18 protein-coding genes are annotated in these 17,140 nt (G+C 72.4%); 11 read left to right on the top strand and 7 right to left on the bottom strand.

Annotated elements, in window-relative coordinates; translation table 11 throughout:
- Positions 1-36 precede the first annotated feature (36 nt).
- Positions 37-333 (top strand): hypothetical protein, encoded by a 297-nt coding sequence (locus tag KHC27_RS07405; protein ID WP_213337002.1) that lies wholly within the window; start codon positions 37-39, stop codon positions 331-333.
- A 147-nt stretch (positions 334-480) separates the two neighbouring features.
- On the opposite strand, the gene KHC27_RS07400 is transcribed toward KHC27_RS07405, so the two are convergent.
- The gene (locus KHC27_RS07400; protein WP_213337000.1) at positions 481-645 is read right to left on the bottom strand and encodes a hypothetical protein; all 165 of its coding nucleotides are present in this window, start codon (positions 643-645) and stop codon (positions 481-483) included.
- Positions 646-951: 306 nt separating this feature from the next.
- Between KHC27_RS07400 and KHC27_RS07395 the strand changes: the two genes are divergently transcribed.
- Positions 952-1,215 carry a hypothetical protein gene (locus tag KHC27_RS07395; protein WP_213336998.1) on the top strand — a complete coding sequence of 88 codons (264 nt, stop codon included), beginning with the start codon at positions 952-954 and terminating at the stop codon, positions 1,213-1,215.
- A gap of 39 nt (positions 1,216-1,254) precedes the next feature.
- Here the strand turns inward: KHC27_RS07395 and KHC27_RS07390 are convergent, their stop codons facing one another.
- Together KHC27_RS07390 and KHC27_RS07385 are read right to left on the bottom strand one after the other, a co-directional pair.
- On the bottom strand, positions 1,255-2,571 hold the full coding sequence (locus tag KHC27_RS07390; RefSeq protein ID WP_425514865.1) for an NAD(P)H-dependent oxidoreductase: 1,317 nt from the start codon (positions 2,569-2,571) through the stop codon (positions 1,255-1,257).
- Positions 2,572-2,737: 166 nt separating this feature from the next.
- Complete coding sequence (locus KHC27_RS07385; protein WP_213336993.1) at positions 2,738-3,763, bottom strand: sugar-binding transcriptional regulator; 1,026 nt, start codon at positions 3,761-3,763, stop codon at positions 2,738-2,740.
- A gap of 238 nt (positions 3,764-4,001) precedes the next feature.
- Between KHC27_RS07385 and KHC27_RS07380 the strand changes: the two genes are divergently transcribed.
- Positions 4,002-4,481 (top strand): MarR family winged helix-turn-helix transcriptional regulator, encoded by a 480-nt coding sequence (locus KHC27_RS07380; RefSeq protein ID WP_246519727.1) that lies wholly within the window; start codon positions 4,002-4,004, stop codon positions 4,479-4,481.
- A 63-nt stretch (positions 4,482-4,544) separates the two neighbouring features.
- Here the strand turns inward: KHC27_RS07380 and KHC27_RS07375 are convergent, their stop codons facing one another.
- Positions 4,545-5,540 carry a LysR family transcriptional regulator gene (locus tag KHC27_RS07375; RefSeq protein ID WP_213336991.1) on the bottom strand — a complete coding sequence of 332 codons (996 nt, stop codon included), beginning with the start codon at positions 5,538-5,540 and terminating at the stop codon, positions 4,545-4,547.
- Positions 5,541-5,718: 178 nt separating this feature from the next.
- Here KHC27_RS07375 and KHC27_RS07370 point away from each other — a divergent pair, with 178 nt between their 5' ends.
- From KHC27_RS07370 to moaB, 4 genes are all read left to right on the top strand, one after another.
- Entirely contained in the window at positions 5,719-6,651 is a 933-nt protein-coding gene (locus KHC27_RS07370; RefSeq protein ID WP_213336988.1) for a ring-cleaving dioxygenase, read from the top strand.
- Between the two features lie 444 nt (positions 6,652-7,095).
- Positions 7,096-7,743: an alpha/beta hydrolase gene (locus KHC27_RS07365; RefSeq protein WP_213336984.1), complete on the top strand. Its 648-nt coding sequence runs from the start codon at positions 7,096-7,098 to the stop codon at positions 7,741-7,743.
- 95 nt (positions 7,744-7,838) lie between these two features.
- Positions 7,839-8,723 carry a KPN_02809 family neutral zinc metallopeptidase gene (gene ypfJ / locus KHC27_RS07360; protein ID WP_213336982.1) on the top strand — a complete coding sequence of 295 codons (885 nt, stop codon included), beginning with the start codon at positions 7,839-7,841 and terminating at the stop codon, positions 8,721-8,723.
- 16 nt (positions 8,724-8,739) lie between these two features.
- Positions 8,740-9,303, top strand: a complete 564-nt coding sequence (gene moaB, locus KHC27_RS07355; RefSeq protein WP_213336980.1) for a molybdenum cofactor biosynthesis protein B — start codon at positions 8,740-8,742, stop codon at positions 9,301-9,303.
- Positions 9,304-9,353: 50 nt separating this feature from the next.
- Here the strand turns inward: moaB and KHC27_RS07350 are convergent, their stop codons facing one another.
- The gene (locus KHC27_RS07350; protein WP_213336978.1) at positions 9,354-9,932 is read right to left on the bottom strand and encodes a glycosyltransferase family protein; all 579 of its coding nucleotides are present in this window, start codon (positions 9,930-9,932) and stop codon (positions 9,354-9,356) included.
- A gap of 357 nt (positions 9,933-10,289) precedes the next feature.
- On the opposite strand from KHC27_RS07350, the gene KHC27_RS07345 reads away from it, so the two are divergent.
- Positions 10,290-11,393 carry a PA0069 family radical SAM protein gene (locus tag KHC27_RS07345; protein ID WP_213337301.1) on the top strand — a complete coding sequence of 368 codons (1,104 nt, stop codon included), beginning with the start codon at positions 10,290-10,292 and terminating at the stop codon, positions 11,391-11,393.
- Positions 11,394-11,824: 431 nt separating this feature from the next.
- Complete coding sequence (locus KHC27_RS07340; protein WP_343210857.1) at positions 11,825-12,502, top strand: VOC family protein; 678 nt, start codon at positions 11,825-11,827, stop codon at positions 12,500-12,502.
- Positions 12,503-14,206: 1,704 nt separating this feature from the next.
- On the opposite strand, the gene KHC27_RS07335 is transcribed toward KHC27_RS07340, so the two are convergent.
- Together KHC27_RS07335 and KHC27_RS07330 are read right to left on the bottom strand one after the other, a co-directional pair.
- Complete coding sequence (locus KHC27_RS07335) at positions 14,207-14,890, bottom strand: DsbA family protein (protein ID WP_213336976.1); 684 nt, start codon at positions 14,888-14,890, stop codon at positions 14,207-14,209.
- A 166-nt stretch (positions 14,891-15,056) separates the two neighbouring features.
- Positions 15,057-15,584, bottom strand: coding sequence for a DUF721 domain-containing protein (locus KHC27_RS07330; RefSeq protein WP_213336974.1), 528 nt, complete (start codon positions 15,582-15,584; stop codon positions 15,057-15,059).
- A 151-nt stretch (positions 15,585-15,735) separates the two neighbouring features.
- Here KHC27_RS07330 and mutY point away from each other — a divergent pair, with 151 nt between their 5' ends.
- Positions 15,736-16,818, top strand: a complete 1,083-nt coding sequence (gene mutY / locus KHC27_RS07325; protein WP_213337279.1) for an A/G-specific adenine glycosylase — start codon at positions 15,736-15,738, stop codon at positions 16,816-16,818.
- An 85-nt stretch (positions 16,819-16,903) separates the two neighbouring features.
- A complete protein-coding gene (locus KHC27_RS07320) occupies positions 16,904-17,092 on the top strand; it encodes a CsbD family protein (protein WP_213337277.1) in 189 nt (62 codons plus the stop codon).
- Positions 17,093-17,140: the final 48 nt, after the last annotated feature.

The raw sequence follows: 17,140 nt of genomic DNA, 5'->3' as shown, positions 1-17,140 counted from the left end.
TTCGCCCTATACGCCTGTATGTGTCCGGTCACATCCATGGCTGTTTCGATGAAACATCAAGTCGATAACGTGCAGGAGGGGGCGGAGATACATTGTCATTGTCGATGTCGAGCCGAGATCGACCTTCAAACAGGGAGAATGATGATGATCAACCTCAAGACCGCTTCCGCTCTTCTGATCGTTGCTGCCGCGGCGTTCGGCGCTTCCGCTGCCGAGGCGGCCACCACCTCGCGGCTGACCGAAGGTCGCAACGCCTATCTCAGCCAGACCGCCGAGAACGGCGCGGCGGCGATCCTGCAGCAGGAAACCGCGAACGCCCGCTCCAGCCGCTGAGCGGCGCCCCGTCGAGCGACGCCGTGCCGGCTCCGCCCCCGCGCTGCGGGAGCGGCGGTTCCTTGCCCGTTCGTTCGCTCCGGTGCGCCGGGTCGGGCGGACGGGCTGCCCCTTAGGGGTGCCGCTGCCGTCCGGCGGCCGCGCCTGTCAGCTCGCCGCGTCGCCCAGCACCCCCAGCAGGCCGCGCACCTGCGCGATCGCCGCTTCCAGCCGGGCGGCGAAGTCGGGGTCGGGCTTTTCCGCCTCGTGGATGCGGCGCTCCTCAGCGATTTCCAGAAGCAGTTCGAGGGCCTTGCGGGTGGGCGTGTCCATGGCGTCTTCCCAGTGCTGCCGTCGTGAACGCGCCGGCCGGGCGATCGTTGCGCCCGATCGGCAAGGGACTTCGGGGACGTGGTCGCGCGCCACTGGCGCGGGATCCGGCTTCTCGCCGCGCCGCGGCGCGGGTCTTCCCAGGCCGTCGCCGCCTCTCGCCTGTGCCGTGCCGCGGGTTCCGGCGCGGCCGAGGGCGGTAGCCGGCGCCTCGCGCGGGACCGGCGGCAAAAAGCCTGCCGCGCGATCGTGTCAGCAATGCTACTGCTCGCGCAACAGCGGCCCTCCGGTCGCGCCGGGAGACAGATGATGAGCGACGCCTTTAAGGACTGGGAAACCGACGGACAGGGCCATCTCAAGGTGTGGCCGCTGTTCGGCTTCACCACCGCGCTGTTCGGGCAGGAAGCGGCCGGGCTGCGGCTGGAGATCGGCACCACCGCGCCGAAGCCGGGCGAACCGATTCCCGCGCTGCAGCTCGTGCTGAAGCCCGATCAGGTGCGCCAGCTCGCCGACGCCCTCGCCGAGGTGGCGGAGCGGCTGGAGACCCTCACCTCGCTGGCCGGCCGAGCCTGACGGCGGCGGGCCGGCCGCCCGCCGCGCCCGCGCCGTGCGTCACGCCGCGAGGAAGCGGGCGTCGGCCTGGTCGAGCCGGCGGCGGATCTGGGTCACCGCCAGCGTGTCGTCGGGCTGGCAGTTGTCATAGGTCAGCCGCTCGCCCTTGCGCACCGGGCGCACCACCCGGGCCCGCTCGGCGAGGCCGAGCGGCAGGGCGAAGCCCTCGCGCGCCTCGCGCCAGGCCATGGTGAAGCCGCGATAGTCGTACTCGCCGATCTTGCCCAGCACCTGCCCGGGGGCGAGGTCGCGCTTGGCCACCGCCACGCACTCGGCCACCGGGCGGTCCAGCACCTCCATGTCGGGCTGGCCGTGCAGCACCGCGCGCACCGCCGAGAGCGGCACTTCGAGGCTGGTGAGGTGGAACGGGCGGATCAGCGCGAAGCAGGGGCCGGGGCCGACCTTGAGGTCGGCCATCCGCTCGATCACCCGCTCGTGGCGCGGCTTGACGATGCAGAACACGCCGGGCGCCACGCCCGCGCCGAGCGTGTAGTCCACCACCCCGGAGCGGGAGAGGATGCCGCCATCCTCCCGGCTGCACAGCACCTGGGCGAGCACGTCGCGGTCGGCGGCGGGACCGTGCATGCCCGGAACGTCCGGCACCAGCCCGGTGGCGTTGGCGAGCGCGGTCATCTCCACCATGGTCTTGGAGCCGTCGACGAACTCCACCAGCATGCGCGGGTTCATGTTGCGCGCCGCCGCCTCGGCGGCGAAGGCATCCGGCGTGGCGTCGCGGTCGAAGGCGTTGTTCTTGGCCTTGCCGGCGCAGACGATCTCGAAGCCGAGCGCCTGGGCGAAGCCGATGAGTTCGAGGGTCGAGGCCGGCTCGTCCCCGGCCGCGCCGGTGAGCACCACCCCGGCGGCGCGGGCTTCCTGCTTGAGGTGGCGGCCGATGGTGATGTCCGCCTCGACCGAGAGCAGCACCACATGCTTGCCGTTGCGGATCGCCTCCAGCGCGACGATGGTGCCGATGTTGGGGCTGCCGGTGGCGTCGATGACGACGTCGATCCGCCCGGCCGCGCACATCAGGTGGTAGTCCTCCGTCACCGCGATCTTGCCGGCCTCGATGGCGCGGTCGATGCCGGCGACGGTGGAGGCGGCGGCGAGGTCCTCGCGGGAATGGCCGGCGATGGCGGCGGCCTCGAAGGCCGAGCCGGGGTTGCGCACCGCGACCGCGCCGATCCGCACGCCCGGCATCAGCGCGGCCTGCACCAGCAGGTCGGTGCCCATCTGCCCGGCGCCGACGAGGCCGAGCGTGATCGGGCCCTTCGCGTCGGTGTGGCGGGCCAGCTCGGCGGCAAGGCCGGTGCGGGCGATTCCGCCCGGGTGGGAGCCGGCCGGCAGCGGCGTGCCGAAGGGCGCGAGCCCGGTGGTGGAGAACATCTGCGCTTCCTCTCCCCCCGCGCGTCCGGCGCAGGGCGTGGTCGGCTCTTCGGTAGCCGACATTGCGGCGGCGGCAAAGGTTCTCTTTGTGCACGAGCCTTCATGCCGGCGGCGCGGCCACCTCCAGCCCGAGCCGGGCGAGCACGGCGGCGGCCGTCACCTCGTCGGTGATGAACACGGTCGGGCGCAGCAGCCGCAGCGCGCCGATCACCGCCTCGGTCTTCTCGGGCCCGCCGGAGGTGAGGATGCGGCGCGGCGTCGCCTGCAGCGTCTCCATGGGAATGGACATGACCCGGCGGCTGATCGGGTGGTCGATCAGCCGGCCTTCGAGGTCGAGGAAGTTGTAGACGATGTCGCCCACCGCCCCGGCCGCCTCCAGCGAGGCCCAGTCCGCCTCCGAGAAGAAGCCGAACCGGCGCGCGGTGCTCTGCGCGCCCATGCCGCCGACGCTCACCACCACCGCGTCCATCTCCCGCGCCAGCGCGTAGACCGTGCCGAGGCCGCAGCGCTCGATCAGCGCGGTCTTGGTGTCGAGGCTGTCGACCAGCGCCGGGGCGGCGATGAGGTGGCAGTCGGCCTGGAACATCCGGGCGAACTGCCAGGCGAATTCGGCGGGGTTGTACTGCCGGGCCTTGGTGATGCCGCCGAGCAGCGAGATCACCGAGAGGTTGCTCACCGTCTTCTCGTCGATGAAGCCGAGCGCGCGCATCAGCGTGCGGCCCCAGCCGAAGCCGATGCGGAGGTCGGAGCGGATCAGCTCGGAGAGATACTGCCCGGTCGCCGCGCCGATGGCCGGGGTGGGGTCGGCACCGGGGCCGGAGAGCGGCACCACCACCGCCTCGGCGAGGCCGAACGCCTTCTGCAGCCCCATCTCCAGGCGCGGCAGCTCCGCCACCTCGCGGCTGAGCGAGATCCGCACCTCGTTGAGGCTGCGGGCGTCGGCGAGCAGCCGCACCACCGTCACCCGGCCGATGTCCAGCGCCTCGGCGATGGCGCTCTGGGTCATGCCCTCGACATAGTACATCCAGGCCGCGCGCAGCCGCAGGCGCGAGGAGCGCCGCCCGGCCGCGCCAAGCTCCGGCGCGCCTGCCGCCGGGTCCTGCCTCTTCGCCGTGTCTTCCGCCATGGTCCGCCCCGCTTGCCCGCCGATCCTACAGGGGGCGGGCCTGCTTCATCAAACTTTAGGCGTAGGCCCGGCCGGCTGTCCGGCAGGACGCGGGCCGCGGCGGTGCCTTATCACCGACGTGCCGCCGCGATCCCTTGCCGGCGCAGCGGAAACGCATGCCGGTCATGTCCGATTCGCCCTTGAACTAGGTCGCATGCGATTTAATCTATTCGTCACACAACAGGGATTGGCGCGCGTCATGTCCGACAAGGGCGACATCACCGGCAAGGGCTCCGTGGCCGACGACCCGATGCGGCTCGGCGACTTCCTCTGCTTCGCGGTCTATTCCGCCAATCACGCCTTCAACCGCGTCTACAAGCCTATGCTCGACCGGCTCGGCCTCACCTACCCGCAATATGTGGTCATGGTGGCGCTGTGGGAGGGCGACGGCCTCACCGTGGGCCAGATCGGCGACCGGGTGCTGCTGGAGACCAACACGCTGACCCCGCTGCTGAAGCGGATGGAGGGGTCGGGTCTCGTGCAGCGCTCGCGCTGCGCCGAGGATGAGCGCCAGGTCCGGGTGAAGCTCACCGAGAAGGGCCGCGCCCTGCGCGCCGAGGCCGCCATCGTGCCGCGGGAGATGGGCTCCTGCCTCGAGAAGGACACCGCCACGCTGGAGCGGCTCACCCATGAGCTGACCTGCCTGCGCGACGGCCTGCTGGCCCGCATCAAGGCGTGATGCCGCCCCGGCGCGGGGGACCGCCGGGCCTCGCCGCTCGCCGCTCGACGCCGGCCCTGCCGGTCAGGCTGACGCCGGGCTCACGGCCGTGGCCGACGCGCCGTCCTCCCCGCCGCCCGCCGTCGCGGCGGCCTCCGCGGCCGGCAGCCGCGAGCCGCCCTCGATGAAGCGCCGCATCCGGGTGACCTCGGCCCCGACATAATCGAGGAACGCCCGCACCCGGGGGGCGTGGCGCAGGTCCGGGTGGGTCAGCAGCCAGAGATCGGCGGAAAAGGTCGGCTCGATCGGCCCGAGGCGCACCAGCAGCGGGCGGGCATCCCCGCTCATGCAGGGAATGTGGCCGATGCCGATGCCCTCCTCGATCGCCTCGGCCAGCCCGAGCACGGAGTTGATGCGCAGCACGATGCGCTCGGGGGCGATGTTCTCGTGCAGGAACTTCGCCGCCTGCACATGGGCGAAGTTCTCCCCCAGCCCGATCCAGTTGCGCGCCGCCAGCTCCTCGAACGTCACCGCCTCCGGGTTGGGAAAGTCCTGCGCGCGGCCGTAGAGCGCCCAGTTGATGGTGGCGATCTTGCGCCCCACCAGATTCTCCGGCGGGTGGTCGGTGGCGCGGATGGCGACGTCGGCGTCGCGCTTCGACAGGTTCAGAGAGGTCGCCGACAGCACGAAATCGAGCCGCACCTCCGGGTAGCGCCGGCGGAAGCCGCCGAGCACCGGCACCAGCAGGTTCATCATGATGGAATCGGGAATGGTCACCCGCAGCTCGCCCGCCGGGGTGGGCTCGCGCCCGGCCAGCTTGCGGCCGGCGCTGGTGATCTCCTCGTCCAGCCGGGCCGCGAGGGCGAAAAGCTCCTCCCCCGACGGCGTGAGGGCGTAGCCGGTGCGGTGACGCTCGAACAGCGGCCCGCCGAGGGTCTCCTCGATCTGGTTGAGCCGGCGGAACACGGTGGAGTGGTTCACCCCCATCTGCGCCGCCGCGGCCGGCAGCCCGCGGGCGTCCGCGACCGCCTTGATGAGGCGGAAATCGTCCCAGCTCAGTCCCTTGAACGGCTCGGCCATGCCTGTCGAAGCTCCGTGTCGCGATACCAAATCGTTTCGTGGCCGCAATGCGTGAATCATATCGGCAGGAGCGATGTTGCGTCAACGCAAGCGATGCCTTGATGGATTCCGTCCCGGTTCGGATTATCTGGATGGCCAGCAAGGGCGCTGGCGCGCCCCACCAGATGAGGGCACCACGATGATCCACAACGGTATCCACCACGTGACGGCGATCGCCGGCAACGCTCGCCGCAATGTCGAATTCTACACCCGCACGCTCGGCCTGCGGCTGGTCAAGAAGACCGTCAATTTCGACGATCCCGGCACCTATCACTTCTATTACGGCGACGAGGTCGGCTCGCCCGGCACCATCCTCACCTTCTTCCCGTGGGACCATGTCGCGCCCGGCCGGCTCGGCGTCGGCGAGACGCAGGAGACCGTGTTCCGCGTGCCGGAAGGCGCGATCGGCTACTGGACCCAGCGTTTCGTCGAAAAGGGCGTCACCCATCAGGCCCCGGTGAAGCGGTTCGGCGAGAGCGTGCTGTCCTTCAAGGACCCGCACGGCATGCGCCTCGCGCTGGTGGCGGTGCCCGGCATCGAGAACGAGCCGGGCTGGACCGATGGCGAGATTCCCGCCGAGGCGGCCATTCGCGGCTTCCACAGCGTGAACCTGCTGCTGGCCGAGGCCGCGCCCACCGGCGCGATCCTGACCGACGTGTTCGGCTTCCGCGAGGTCGGCCGCGAGGGTTCGCTGGTCCGCTTCGCGGTGGAGGGGCAGGCCATCGGCGGCGTGGTCGACATCCACGAGGCCGGCGGCTTCCTGCCGGCCCGCATGGGCGGCGGCTCGGTGCACCACATCGCCTTCCGCGCCGAGGACGACGCGGCCGAGGCGGCGATGGTGAAGAAGCTGCAGGAGAACCACGGCATCCGCACCACGGAGCAGAAGGACCGCAACTACTTCCGCTCGGTCTATTTCCGTGAGCCGGGCCATGTGCTGTTCGAGATCGCGACCGACATTCCCGGCTTCGCCGCCGACGAGCCGGTGGCGAGCCTCGGCCAGGCCCTGAAGCTGCCGGCCTTCCTCGAGCCGCAGCGCGCCCGCATCGAGCAGGTTCTGCCCGAGATCGCGTGACGCGGCGCCGGCGGGCCCCGCGGGCCCGCCGGTCCGGCTTCCGCGGCCGGGGCGACCGGGGCGCGGACGTCGCCGGGGGTTCGCCCGCCGGCTGGCGGGTGTTCCCGTGGCGAGCCCCGTGCCCGAGCCCCCGTTTCGGGCTTCCGTGCCTGAGTTCCGTTCCCCGGCTCCGGTTTCCGAGCTCTCCTGCCGCCAACGCCCGGGCCGTGTGCCCGGGCACCCCTCCCGCCCTTTCCGCTCGCGCGGGGAGGCTCGGGAAGGGGGCGGCCGGACGAACCGGCGCCGGCCGGCTGTCCGCCCCGAAGGCCGGCCGTGCCGGCCCGGAGGGGCAGGAATTCCCGCCCAAGGGCGGCAGACATTGACCCCATGGCCGCCATCGCGGCCGCCGCCCTGCGGGGCGGCCGTTTCTGGAAAGGCCGCCCGAGGCGGCCGGAGGATTTCGTCATGACCGTCAACGCCGCCCCGGCGAAGGCCGGGCTTTCCTTCATCCACCGTTTCGAGCCCGGCACCGCCGACCGTCCCCCGCTGCTGCTGCTGCACGGCACCGGCGGCGACGAGCACGATCTCGTCCCGCTCGGGGCCCGCGTGGCGCCCGGCGTGGCGCTGCTCTCGCCGCGTGGCCCGGTGATGGAAGGCGCGATGCCGCGCTTCTTCCGCCGGCTGCGCGAAGGCGTGTTCGACGAGGCGGATGTGCGCCGCCGCGCGGGCGACCTCGCCGCCTTCGTGGCGGAGGCGCGCGACGCCTATGGCCTCGCCGCGCCGATCGCGCTTGGCTTTTCCAACGGCGCCAACATCGCCGCCGCGCTGCTCCAGCTCCACCCGGAGGTGCTGGCCGGCGCGGTGCTGGTGCGGGCCATGGTGCCGCTGGCGCAGCCGCCGGCACGGCCGATCCCCGGCACGCCGGTGCTGATGCTCTCCGGCGCGATGGACCCCATCGTGCCCGAGGAGAACGCCGCCCGCCTCGCCCGCTTCCTCGCCGCGGCCGGGGCGCAGGTGGACCACCGCGTGCTGCCGGCCGGCCACGGCCTCACCCAGCCCGATCTCACGCTGACGCGCGACTGGCTGGAACAGCGGGGCACCTCTCGCGGTTGATGGCGGCCCCGGCGCGCGTTTGCCGCCGCGCCGGGGTTCGACCACACTGCCGCCGGCCCGCCCCTGCGGGCCGGACAACGCCGGGGGGAAGGCCTATGAGGTGGGAGGATTTCCGCCGCAGCGACAATGTCGAGGACCGTCGCGGCGCAGGGGGCGGCTTCGGTGGCGGCGGCGGCTTCCGCGGCGGCGGGCTCGGCCTTGGCGGGCTGATCGTCGTCGGCCTGCTCGCCTGGGCCACCGGCATCAACCCGGCGATCCTGCTCGGCGGCGCCGAGGCGATCTTCGGCGAGGGCCGCCAGACGCAGCAGGAGGCGCCCGCCGCCCGTACCGGCGCGCCCAGCGACCAGCTCGGCCAGTTCGCCAGCGCGGTGCTGGCGCAGACCGAGGATGTCTGGGTCGAGCTGTTCAAGGCGCAGGGCAAGACCTACGAGAAGCCCCGCATGGTGCTGTTCTCCGGCGCCACCCGCTCCGGCTGCGGCGCCGCCCAGTCGGCCATGGGCCCGTTCTATTGCCCGCTCGACCAGAAGGTCTATCTCGACCTCTCCTTCTTCCAGGAGCTGAAGGACCGGTTCCGCGCGCCGGGCGATTTCGCCGCCGCCTATGTCATCGCCCACGAGGTCGGCCACCATGTCGAGAACCAGATCGGCCTGCTCGCCAAGGTGCAGGAGCGCCAGCGCCAGGCCTCCCGCGAGGAAGCCAACACCCTCTCGGTCCGGGTCGAGCTGATGGCGGACTGCCTCGCCGGGGTGTGGGCCTACCACGCCAATGACCGCTTCCGCATCCTTGAGGCCGGCGATGTCGAGGAGGCGCTGAACGCCGCCACCGCCATCGGCGACGACACGCTGCAGAAGCGCAGCCAGGGCTATGCGGTGCCCGACAGCTTCACCCACGGCACCTCGAAGCAGCGCAGCACCTGGTTCACCCGCGGGCTGAAAACCGGCTCCATGCAGCAGTGCAACACTTTTCAGGGCGCGATTTGAGGCCTATCTCTCGGCCATGACCCAGACACCCGCCGAAAAGCCGTTCGTGGCGCTCAACATCGCGGTGCTCACCGTGTCCGACACCCGCGTGTTCGACGACGACCGCTCGGGCACCACGCTGGTCGACCGGCTGGTGGCGGCCGGCCACAGCCTGGTCGCCCGCGACATCGTGCCGGACGAGGTCGCCGCCATACGCGGCAAGGTGGAGGGGTGGATCGCCGATCCCGGCATCGACGTGATCCTCACCACCGGCGGCACCGGCTTCACCGGCCGCGACGTCACGCCGGAGGCGGTGGAGCCGCTGTTCGAAAAGCGGATGGAGGGCTTCTCCACCGTGTTCCACCTCGTCTCCTTCGGCAAGATCGGCACTTCGACCCTGCAGAGCCGGGCCACCGCCGGCGTGGCGAACGCGACCTATGTGTTCTGCCTGCCCGGCTCGCCCGGCGCCTGCCGCGACGCCTGGGACGAGATCCTGGTGCACCAGCTCGACGTGCGCCACCGCCCCTGCAACTTCGTCGAGATCCTGCCCCGGCTGGACGAGCACCTGAAGCGGCCGAAGGCGAAGGGCGCCACGGTCTAGCCGCGCCCGGCGCGCGGACCCGGCCGAGCCGCGCCCGGCGCGCGGCCGGCTCAGCCCGGCAGCAGGATCTGCGAGCGCAGCAGCACCAGCCCGCCGCGGCGGATGCGGCCGAACAGCCGGTGCGGGGCGCTGGCGCCCGGCGGGTGGCCGCCGAGCCGGTCGTAGAAGCGGCGGTGGATCAAAAGGCCCTGCTGGGCGCGGGGCCGCCCCGTCACCGCCTGCCGGGCCATGGCGGCGGCCTCCTGCAGCCGCGGCGCGATGCCGAAGCCGTCCAGCGCCAGCCGGAAGGTGGCGGCCTGGCGGTCACTGGCCTGCATCCGCTCGACCTGGTCGATGAAGCCGCGCACGTCGCGGGGCCAGCCTTCCTGCAGCAGCGCCTCGGGTTCGAGGAACAGCAGCCACGGGCTGCGCGCCGCCGCCGCGCCCTGGCGCAGCCGGGCGCCGGCATCGGCCGGCCCCTCGAGATATTCGCAGCCCGCCGCGTCGGCGATCTCGGCGATGCCGGCATGGCCGCTGTCGACCAGCATGACCTCGCGCACGAGGCCGGCCGCGGCGCCCGGCACCAGCGCCGCCAGCGTGGGAATCAGCAGCCGTTCCGTGGAGTGGGTGGCGATGACGACGGAGATCACGGGCTTCCATGGGGCTATCGCCCGCCGGGGCGCGCCGGGCGTGTCACATTCTGGCTGAAGTCCTTGATCTGCCTATAGCACGTCGTTTCGCAGCGTCGAGCCCTGATGCGAAGAATGCGAGATGTTCTTGATATGTTCTGTTTTCGGCCCTAGAACGGAACAGAGGCAGGAGCACTTCCCATGGCACAGATCGAGGACGCCGGCCTGCGGCCGGCCCCGGCCGGGCCGGTGACGGCCGCGGCGCCGCGCCGGCGGGCCGGCAACCGCAACATCCTCGGCCGGCTGGCGCAGGAGCGGCAGGCGCAGCGCGAGCAGGCGGAGGCCGCCGCGGCGCGCGACCGTAGCGCGCTCGTCGATATGGCCGGCGCCGGGGAGGAGGCCGCCGCGCCGGGCGTGGAGGCGGAGCGGCGGCGCGGGCGGGGCGCGCTCTCCAATGCCGCCGGCCGTTTCGAGCCGCATGGCCGGGAGGCGTTCGACGATGGCTGGCAGAGCCTCGACGAGCTGCCGGCCTTCCGCACCGAGGTGACGGTGGAGCGGGCCCGCACCATCATCACCCGCAACGACTCCCCCGATGTCGGCTTCGACCGCTCGATCAACCCCTATCGCGGCTGCGAGCATGGCTGCGTCTATTGCTTCGCCCGGCCGACCCATGCCTATCAGGGCCTCTCCGCCGGGCTCGACTTCGAATCGAAGCTGTTCGCCAAGCCGGACGCGCCGGAGCTGCTGGTGAAGGAGCTGTCCAGGGCGGGCTATGAGCCGCGCACCATCGCGCTCGGCATCAACACCGATTCCTACCAGCCGATCGAGAAGGAATGGCGCCTCACCCGCCGCATCCTCGAGGTGCTGCGCGATTTCGGCCACCCCGTCGGCATCGTCACCAAATCGGCGCTGGTGCTGCGCGACCTCGATATCCTCGCCCCCATGGCGGAGAAGGGGCTGGTGAAGGTGGCGCTGTCGATCACCACGCTGGACCACAAGCTGGCGCGGGCGATGGAGCCGCGGGCGGCGACCCCGGTGCGCCGGCTGGAAGCGGTGCGCCGCCTCAGCGAGGCCGGGGTGCCGACCGCGGTGCTGGTGGCCCCGCTGATTCCCGCGGTAAACGACCACGAGCTGGAGCGCATTCTGGACGCCGCCGCCGCGGCCGGGGCGGAAGAGGCGGGCTATGTCATGCTCCGCCTGCCGCTGGAAATCCGCGACCTGTTCAAGGAGTGGCTGCTGGCGCATTTCCCCGACAAGTACCGCCACGTGCTGTCACTGGTGAAGGAGCTGCACGGCGGCAAGGAATATGATGCCGCCTTCGGCCAGCGCATGACCGGCTCGGGCCCCTATGCCTGGACCGTGGGGCGGCGGTTCGAGATCGCGGTGGAGCGGCTCGGCCTCAACCGGCGGCATCTGAAGCTGACCACCCGGCATTTCCACCGCCGTCCGGCGGCGGGCGAGCAGTTGTCGCTGTTCGGCTAGGCGCGATCCGCGCCGGTTGCGGCGACCGGCACGGGAACCGCCCATCGTCGCCTCGAAAGGTGACGAATGGACCGGGCCGGCGGAAGTGCCCGGCGATGCCGGGACTTCGGCCCTCACGATGGCCGGAGGGCGGACCGGGGGTGCGCCACGGAAGCCGGGAATCCGGGGTGCGCGTTTCGGCGGCGCCTGCCCGGCCGGGAGGTGTGGGGCAGGGCGCGGGACGGTCGGCCTGCGCCGCCCGGCCGGCGAACCGCCGGGGGAGGGCCTCGGCCCTTCCGGTCGCGTGGTGATCGGCGCGGCTGTGCCGGCAGGAGGTTACGTAGCGTAATATTTCAGTTCCGGGCCTGAAGGCGGCGGATGTGGGTGAGGTGGAGCGGGGCCCGCGAGTCGGTATCGGCCGGCTGTGGCGGGAGAGACGGGGAGGAGCGGAGATGATGGGAACGGTCATCGGCATGCGGACGGGCGCACGCCCGCAGCAAGGCGCGGCCGCGCGCGGCGGCATCGGGGCTGCGCCGCCGGGCGGGCCGGCCGGCGGCGGTCGGGCGGTAGGGGAGGCGCCGTTCGCCGCCTGCGGCACGGCGAAGGTGGAGGCAGCCAAGGTGGAGACGGCCAAGGTGGAGGCGGCCCGATTGGACGCGGCCCGATTGGACGCGGCAAAGCCGGGCTGCCCGGCGGCGGCGCCGGGTCTCCATGTCTCGCTGGTGACGCTGGGGGTCGAGGACCTCGCCCGCGCCGGCCGCTTCTATGCCGCGATGGGGCTGTCCCGCCGCTGTGCCGAGGCGCAGGGGGTGATGTTCTTCGCGGCCGGCGCGGTGGCGCTGGCGCTCTATCCCCGCCATGAGCTGGCGGCCGATGCCGGCGTGCTGTCGGGCCGGGCGGGGATGTTCGGCGGGGTGACGCTGGCCTGCAACCGGCCGGACCGGCGCGAGGTGGACCGCACCATCATCGCCGCGGTCGCCGCCGGCGGCCGGGCGCTGCACGGCCCGCACGAGACGGCGTGGGGCGGCTATGCCGGCTATGTCGCCGATCCCGACGGCCATGTCTGGGAGATCGCCCACAACCCCGGCTTCCCGCTCGACCGGGAAGGCCGCCTCGCCCTGCCGGCGTGAACCGCCGGCCACGACGCTGCGGTGGAGCGTGTCGGGGAACGGGTTCGGACCGGGTTCGGACCGGGTTCGGGTCACGGGCCTTGGTCGCAGCACCTGCCGGGAGGTGGGGCCACCCTCGGGTGGCAGCCGGCCAAGCCCGTGGTTGAGCGCGCCGGCGGCGGAGCGGACCGTCCGGGCGGGCGCGTGTGAGGCGCCCCCGGCCGGCGACCGGGCGGGGTGCCGAGGCCCGCGTGTGGCCGGAGCCGCCGTTCCTGCGGGGGATGGAGGGGAATGACGGGCAGCCGTGGGCCGCGAGCCGATGGTCGGAGCCGGGGCGGCGGTCGTGGCCCGGCGTGAGGCGGGTCGGAAGGTGGAGCCGGGGCGCGGTCGGGCCGCTGCGGTCCATGGCCGAGGGAAGGCGGAGCGGACCTCGGCCGGCTGGCGTGAGGCGGGTCGGGAGGTGGCGTGGCGCGGGTAAGGTCCCGTTTGAAGCGGGTCGGAGGCGGAAAGGGGCAACGGCGGCCGTGCCGGCCATGTCGCCCCGCCCGATGTCTGTGTCCGACGGATGGCCAGCGGGATCGCCGCAACCCCACCCCGGGTCCGCCGCAAAAGTTGCCTCGTCCTTGCGGCCTGAGGCCGCCGCCGCGACCGCCAGTGGCTCCGGGACCGGCGAACGTGCCGGTGGCCACGGTCCATGGCTGAGGGCAGGCGGAGCAGACGACGGCCGGCTGGCGTGAGGCGGGTCTGGAGGTGGGGCGAGGCGCGGCTGGGGTCAGCGTGGCGTGGTCGCCGGCGCGGTGGACGAGGTGGGCCGGCTGTACCGGCCATGTCGCCCAGCCCGGTGTCCGACGGACGGCCTGCGGGATCGCCGCAACCCCACCCCGGGTCCGCCGCAAAAGTTGCCTCGTCCTTGCGGCCTGAGGCCGCCGCCGCGACCGCCAGTGGCTCCGGGACCGGCGAACGTGCCGGTGGCCACGGTCCATGGCTGAGGGCAGGCGGAGCAGACGACGGCCGGCTGGCGTGAGGCGGGTCTGGAGGTGGGGCGAGGCGCGGCTGGGGTCAGCGTGGCGCGGTTGCCGGCGCGGTGGACGAGGTGGGCTGGCGGTACCGGCCATGTCGCCCAGCCCGATGTCTGTGTCCACCCGATGTCTGTGTCCGACGGATGGCCTGCGGGATCGCCGCAACCCCACCCCGGGTCCGCCGCACAGGCCCCCGGACGCGCGGCGCGGTCGCCTCGTGCGGGGCTCCGGCGGGCCGGGACGTGCCGTCCGCCCGGCTGCGAGAGGCACCGCTGCGGGACCGCACAGGCGGAGCCCGATGGGGCGCCCGGTGACCCGGGGGCGCGCCCTGCAATGGCCGTCAGGGGAGGATGATCGCCGGGTGCTGCGGCGACATGCCGCGGCGTGAGGGCGGGCCGGAACGGGAGGTCCCGCCGGGCACGGCTGCCGGAGCCGGCGTCCCGGCATCGGCCGATCGTGGGGCAGGCAGGGGCAGGGCGGCCCGTCGGTCAGGGGTGTGGATGGACACATCGTCCACCTCATCGGCCTGACCGGTCATTGTCTCAAAGGTTATTTAATACCGCGCAGGCGGATCTGCCGGCGGCGGCACCGGCGGGGTCCGCGGCGGCCGGCGGCGCTCGCTTGAGGCGGGCGCGGCCCCGCCGGCGGGGCTGTCCGCCGCCGGAATGAGGTGCGCCCCTCATCCCGGCGGCGGCCCAGTCGCGTCTCAGTTGGCCGGCAGCAGCGGGTCGATTTCCTTGGTGAGGTCTTCCGGGCTGAGCGCGCCGGAGATCTTCTTGCCGTTGATGAAGAAGGTCGGCGTCGCCGAGACGCCGAGCTCGGCGCCGCGCTTCGACACCTGGTCGACCTCGCCGGCCAGCTTGGCGTCGGAGAGGCAGGTGTTGAACTGCTCCTCGGTCATGCCGCCCTGCTTGGCGATGGCGAGCAGCGCCTGCGCCGGGTTGTTGCCGAAGGCCCAGTCCTTCTGGGTTTCGAACATGGTCGAGACCATCGGGTAGTATTTGTCCGGGCCGGCGCAGCGGGCGATCATGAAGGCGCCCTTCGCCACCACATCCAGCGGAAACTCGCGCAGGATCAGCTTCACCTTGCCGGTGTCGATGTATTTTTCCTTCAGGATCGGGAAGGTGGTGGTGTGGAAATGGGCGCAGTGGCCGCAGGTCATCGAGGCATATTCCACGATGGTGACCGGCGCGTCCGCCTTGCCCAGCACGATGTCCGGCAGCGCGCCGGGCGCCATCAGCTTGTCGGCGCTCACGGTCTGCGCCTCGGCCTCGCCGATGAAGGCGAACGTTGCCGGGCCGAAGCTCTGCGGGCTGGCAAAGGCCAGCAGCGCGGCCCCCGTGAGGGCGACGGCTCCGACTCCCTCGAGGAAGCGACGGCGATCGATCATTGGAGAACTCCGGTGAGGCAAGGTTCGGAACACGGGTCGGGGGCGCGGCGCCACCCGGTCGCACAAGCGCCTACAAGCACGGCGCGATCATGGCAACGGTAGGCGTCCGCGCCGTGTTGTCACCGCTGCGTGATGGGCGCCGAGTGACGCACCTCAGCGCCATACCTCAGCGCCCGGCCGGGCCGCGCTCGCGGGCGATGAAGGCGCCGAGCCGCGCCAGCGCGTCGCGCAGCCGCTCCTCCTCGAACGGGCCGATGCCCATCGCCTCCATTCGCCGCACCACCTCCCCCCGCGCCCCCGCGTCAGGCTCGGGCGGCGGGCGGCGGGGCGGCCGGGGCGGCGCCACGGGACCCTGCTTCAGGGCGAGCCGCCCGACGCAGCGCCAGCCGAAATAGCGGTTGATCCGTTCGATCACGATGGGCGCATCGTGTTGAAGTTCAATGGCATAGCCGCCCTCCACCCGCACATGCAGCACGCCGGGCTCATCCGCATCCGGGCGGGAGGGCCACACCAGCTTCATCGGCAGCGCCCGCGCCGCGAGCCCCGCGCCGACGATGTCCGGCCAGTGGGTCACGATGTCGACCGCGGCGAGACCGCGCCGGGCGCAGCTCTCCGCTATGCTGCCGGTGATGAGGTCGGCGAGCGGGCGGGCAGCGGTGCGCTGCCGGCGGATCGGGCCTTCCGGTCGGCTCATGCCGTCGCTTCCCCTGCTTTCATGACGTTCTCGACCAAAGTCCGGCGCCGCCTTGCGGTCCGCCGACGGGGCCGCCATCGTGGCGCGGCCGCGCGTGGGATGTGCGCGGCGCGGAGCCGATGACAGCATGGCGTCGAAAGCCAAACTAGCAATGGATGGTCCCGCACGAAAGCCGGGGGGCGTTGCTTTGCCGCCTCGGGAGGGGCCGGACCCGGCCGCGCTGCTCGTCTGGTACGACCGGCATCGCCGGCACCTGCCCTGGCGGGCGCCGCCCGGCAAGCGGGCCGACCCGTACCACGTCTTCCTCTCCGAGATCATGCTCCAGCAGACCACGGTAGCAACGGTCGGGCCTTACTACGCGGGCTTTCTCGCCCGTTGGCCACGGGTGGAGGATCTTGCCGCCGCCCCGCTGGAGGAGGTGCTCTCGGCCTGGGCCGGGCTCGGCTATTACGCGAGGGCCCGCAATCTCCATGCCTGTGCCCGGGCGGTGGTGGAACGCCATGGCGGACGCTTCCCCGCGGAGGAGCCTGCCTTGCTGGCGCTGCCCGGCATCGGCCCCTACACCGCCGCGGCCATCGCGGCGATCGCCTTCGACGCCGCCGCTGCTCCGGTGGACGGCAATTGGGAGCGGGTGCTGGCGAGGCTCTTTACCGTCGAGGAGCCTCTGCCTGCGGCGCGGCCGCTGTTCCGGCGGCTGGCGCTGGACATCCTTCCGGCGCACCGCCACGGCGATTTCGCCCAGGCGGTGATGGACCTCGGTGCGACCATCTGCACGCCGCGCCGGCCGGCCTGCGCGCTCTGTCCCTGGCAGGTCCCCTGCCGTGCCCGCGCGGCGGGAACGGCGGAACTCTACCCTCGCAAGGTGGCGAAGGCGGCACGGCCGACGCGGCGGGGCGTCGCGTTTCTGGCGGTAAGGCCGGACGGCGCCGTGCTGGTGCGCTCACGCCCCCCCAGGGGCCTGCTCGGCGGGATGACGGAAGTGCCCTCGACGCCGTGGGAGCCGGAGCCTGTCGCGAACGTCGCCGCGCACGCGCCGCTCGCCGCCGACTGGCATCCGCTCAACGCGGCGGTCAGCCATGTCTTCAGCCATTTCGCGCTGGAACTGGCGCTCTGGCGCGCCCGGCTGCCGCAGCACACCCCGGCGCCGGCCGGCCATCGCTGGGTCACGCCGCAGGGCTTCGATGCCGAAGCCTTCCCGAGCGTGATGCGCAAGGTGTTGGCCCATGCCGATTAATTCGGCCGGTTCGGTGAACCCGGCCGCACCCGGCGCGTTGGTGAAGCAACCCGCACATCGTGCGGCTCACCAGGAGATCATCACCATGGGCAGTGCAGCGGACAAGGCCAAGGGCCTCGGCAACGAGGCCGTCGGCAACGTCAAGCAGGGCATCGGCAAGGCGACCGGCTCCCGCGAACTCGAGGCCAAAGGCAAGGTTCAGGAAATCAAGGGCGAAGCCCAGCAGGCCAAGGGCAAAGCCAAGGACGCGGTGAAGCGCGCGGCCGACCTCTGAGCCGCCGATTCCCTTCCGCACTAATGAAAGGCCGCCGCCCGGCGGCCT

Origin of the sequence: Ancylobacter lacus (assembly GCF_018390635.1) — a bacterium.
Taxonomy (GTDB): Bacteria; Pseudomonadota; Alphaproteobacteria; order Rhizobiales; family Xanthobacteraceae; genus Ancylobacter; species Ancylobacter lacus.
Note: the sequence above shows the minus strand (reverse complement) of the source record. Positions and strands in the feature narration are given on the sequence as shown.

Coding starts and splice junctions, on each gene's coding strand:
- KHC27_RS07400 (WP_213337000.1), bottom strand. CDS start 645: ATGGACACGCCCACCCGCAAGGCCCTCGAACTGCTTCTGGAAATCGCT.
- KHC27_RS07380 (WP_246519727.1), top strand. CDS start 4,002: ATGTCCGACAAGGGCGACATCACCGGCAAGGGCTCCGTGGCCGACGAC.
- KHC27_RS07335 (WP_213336976.1), bottom strand. CDS start 14,890: ATGATCGATCGCCGTCGCTTCCTCGAGGGAGTCGGAGCCGTCGCCCTC.
- KHC27_RS07370 (WP_213336988.1), top strand. CDS start 5,719: ATGATCCACAACGGTATCCACCACGTGACGGCGATCGCCGGCAACGCT.
- moaB (WP_213336980.1), top strand. CDS start 8,740: ATGACCCAGACACCCGCCGAAAAGCCGTTCGTGGCGCTCAACATCGCG.
- KHC27_RS07395 (WP_213336998.1), top strand. CDS start 952: ATGAGCGACGCCTTTAAGGACTGGGAAACCGACGGACAGGGCCATCTC.
- KHC27_RS07320 (WP_213337277.1), top strand. CDS start 16,904: ATGGGCAGTGCAGCGGACAAGGCCAAGGGCCTCGGCAACGAGGCCGTC.
- ypfJ (WP_213336982.1), top strand. CDS start 7,839: ATGAGGTGGGAGGATTTCCGCCGCAGCGACAATGTCGAGGACCGTCGC.
- KHC27_RS07340 (WP_343210857.1), top strand. CDS start 11,825: ATGATGGGAACGGTCATCGGCATGCGGACGGGCGCACGCCCGCAGCAA.
- KHC27_RS07405 (WP_213337002.1), top strand. CDS start 37: ATGGCTGTTTCGATGAAACATCAAGTCGATAACGTGCAGGAGGGGGCG.
- KHC27_RS07375 (WP_213336991.1), bottom strand. CDS start 5,540: ATGGCCGAGCCGTTCAAGGGACTGAGCTGGGACGATTTCCGCCTCATC.
- KHC27_RS07385 (WP_213336993.1), bottom strand. CDS start 3,763: ATGGCGGAAGACACGGCGAAGAGGCAGGACCCGGCGGCAGGCGCGCCG.
- mutY (WP_213337279.1), top strand. CDS start 15,736: ATGGATGGTCCCGCACGAAAGCCGGGGGGCGTTGCTTTGCCGCCTCGG.
- KHC27_RS07365 (WP_213336984.1), top strand. CDS start 7,096: ATGACCGTCAACGCCGCCCCGGCGAAGGCCGGGCTTTCCTTCATCCAC.
- KHC27_RS07330 (WP_213336974.1), bottom strand. CDS start 15,584: ATGAGCCGACCGGAAGGCCCGATCCGCCGGCAGCGCACCGCTGCCCGC.
- KHC27_RS07345 (WP_213337301.1), top strand. CDS start 10,290: ATGGCCGGCGCCGGGGAGGAGGCCGCCGCGCCGGGCGTGGAGGCGGAG.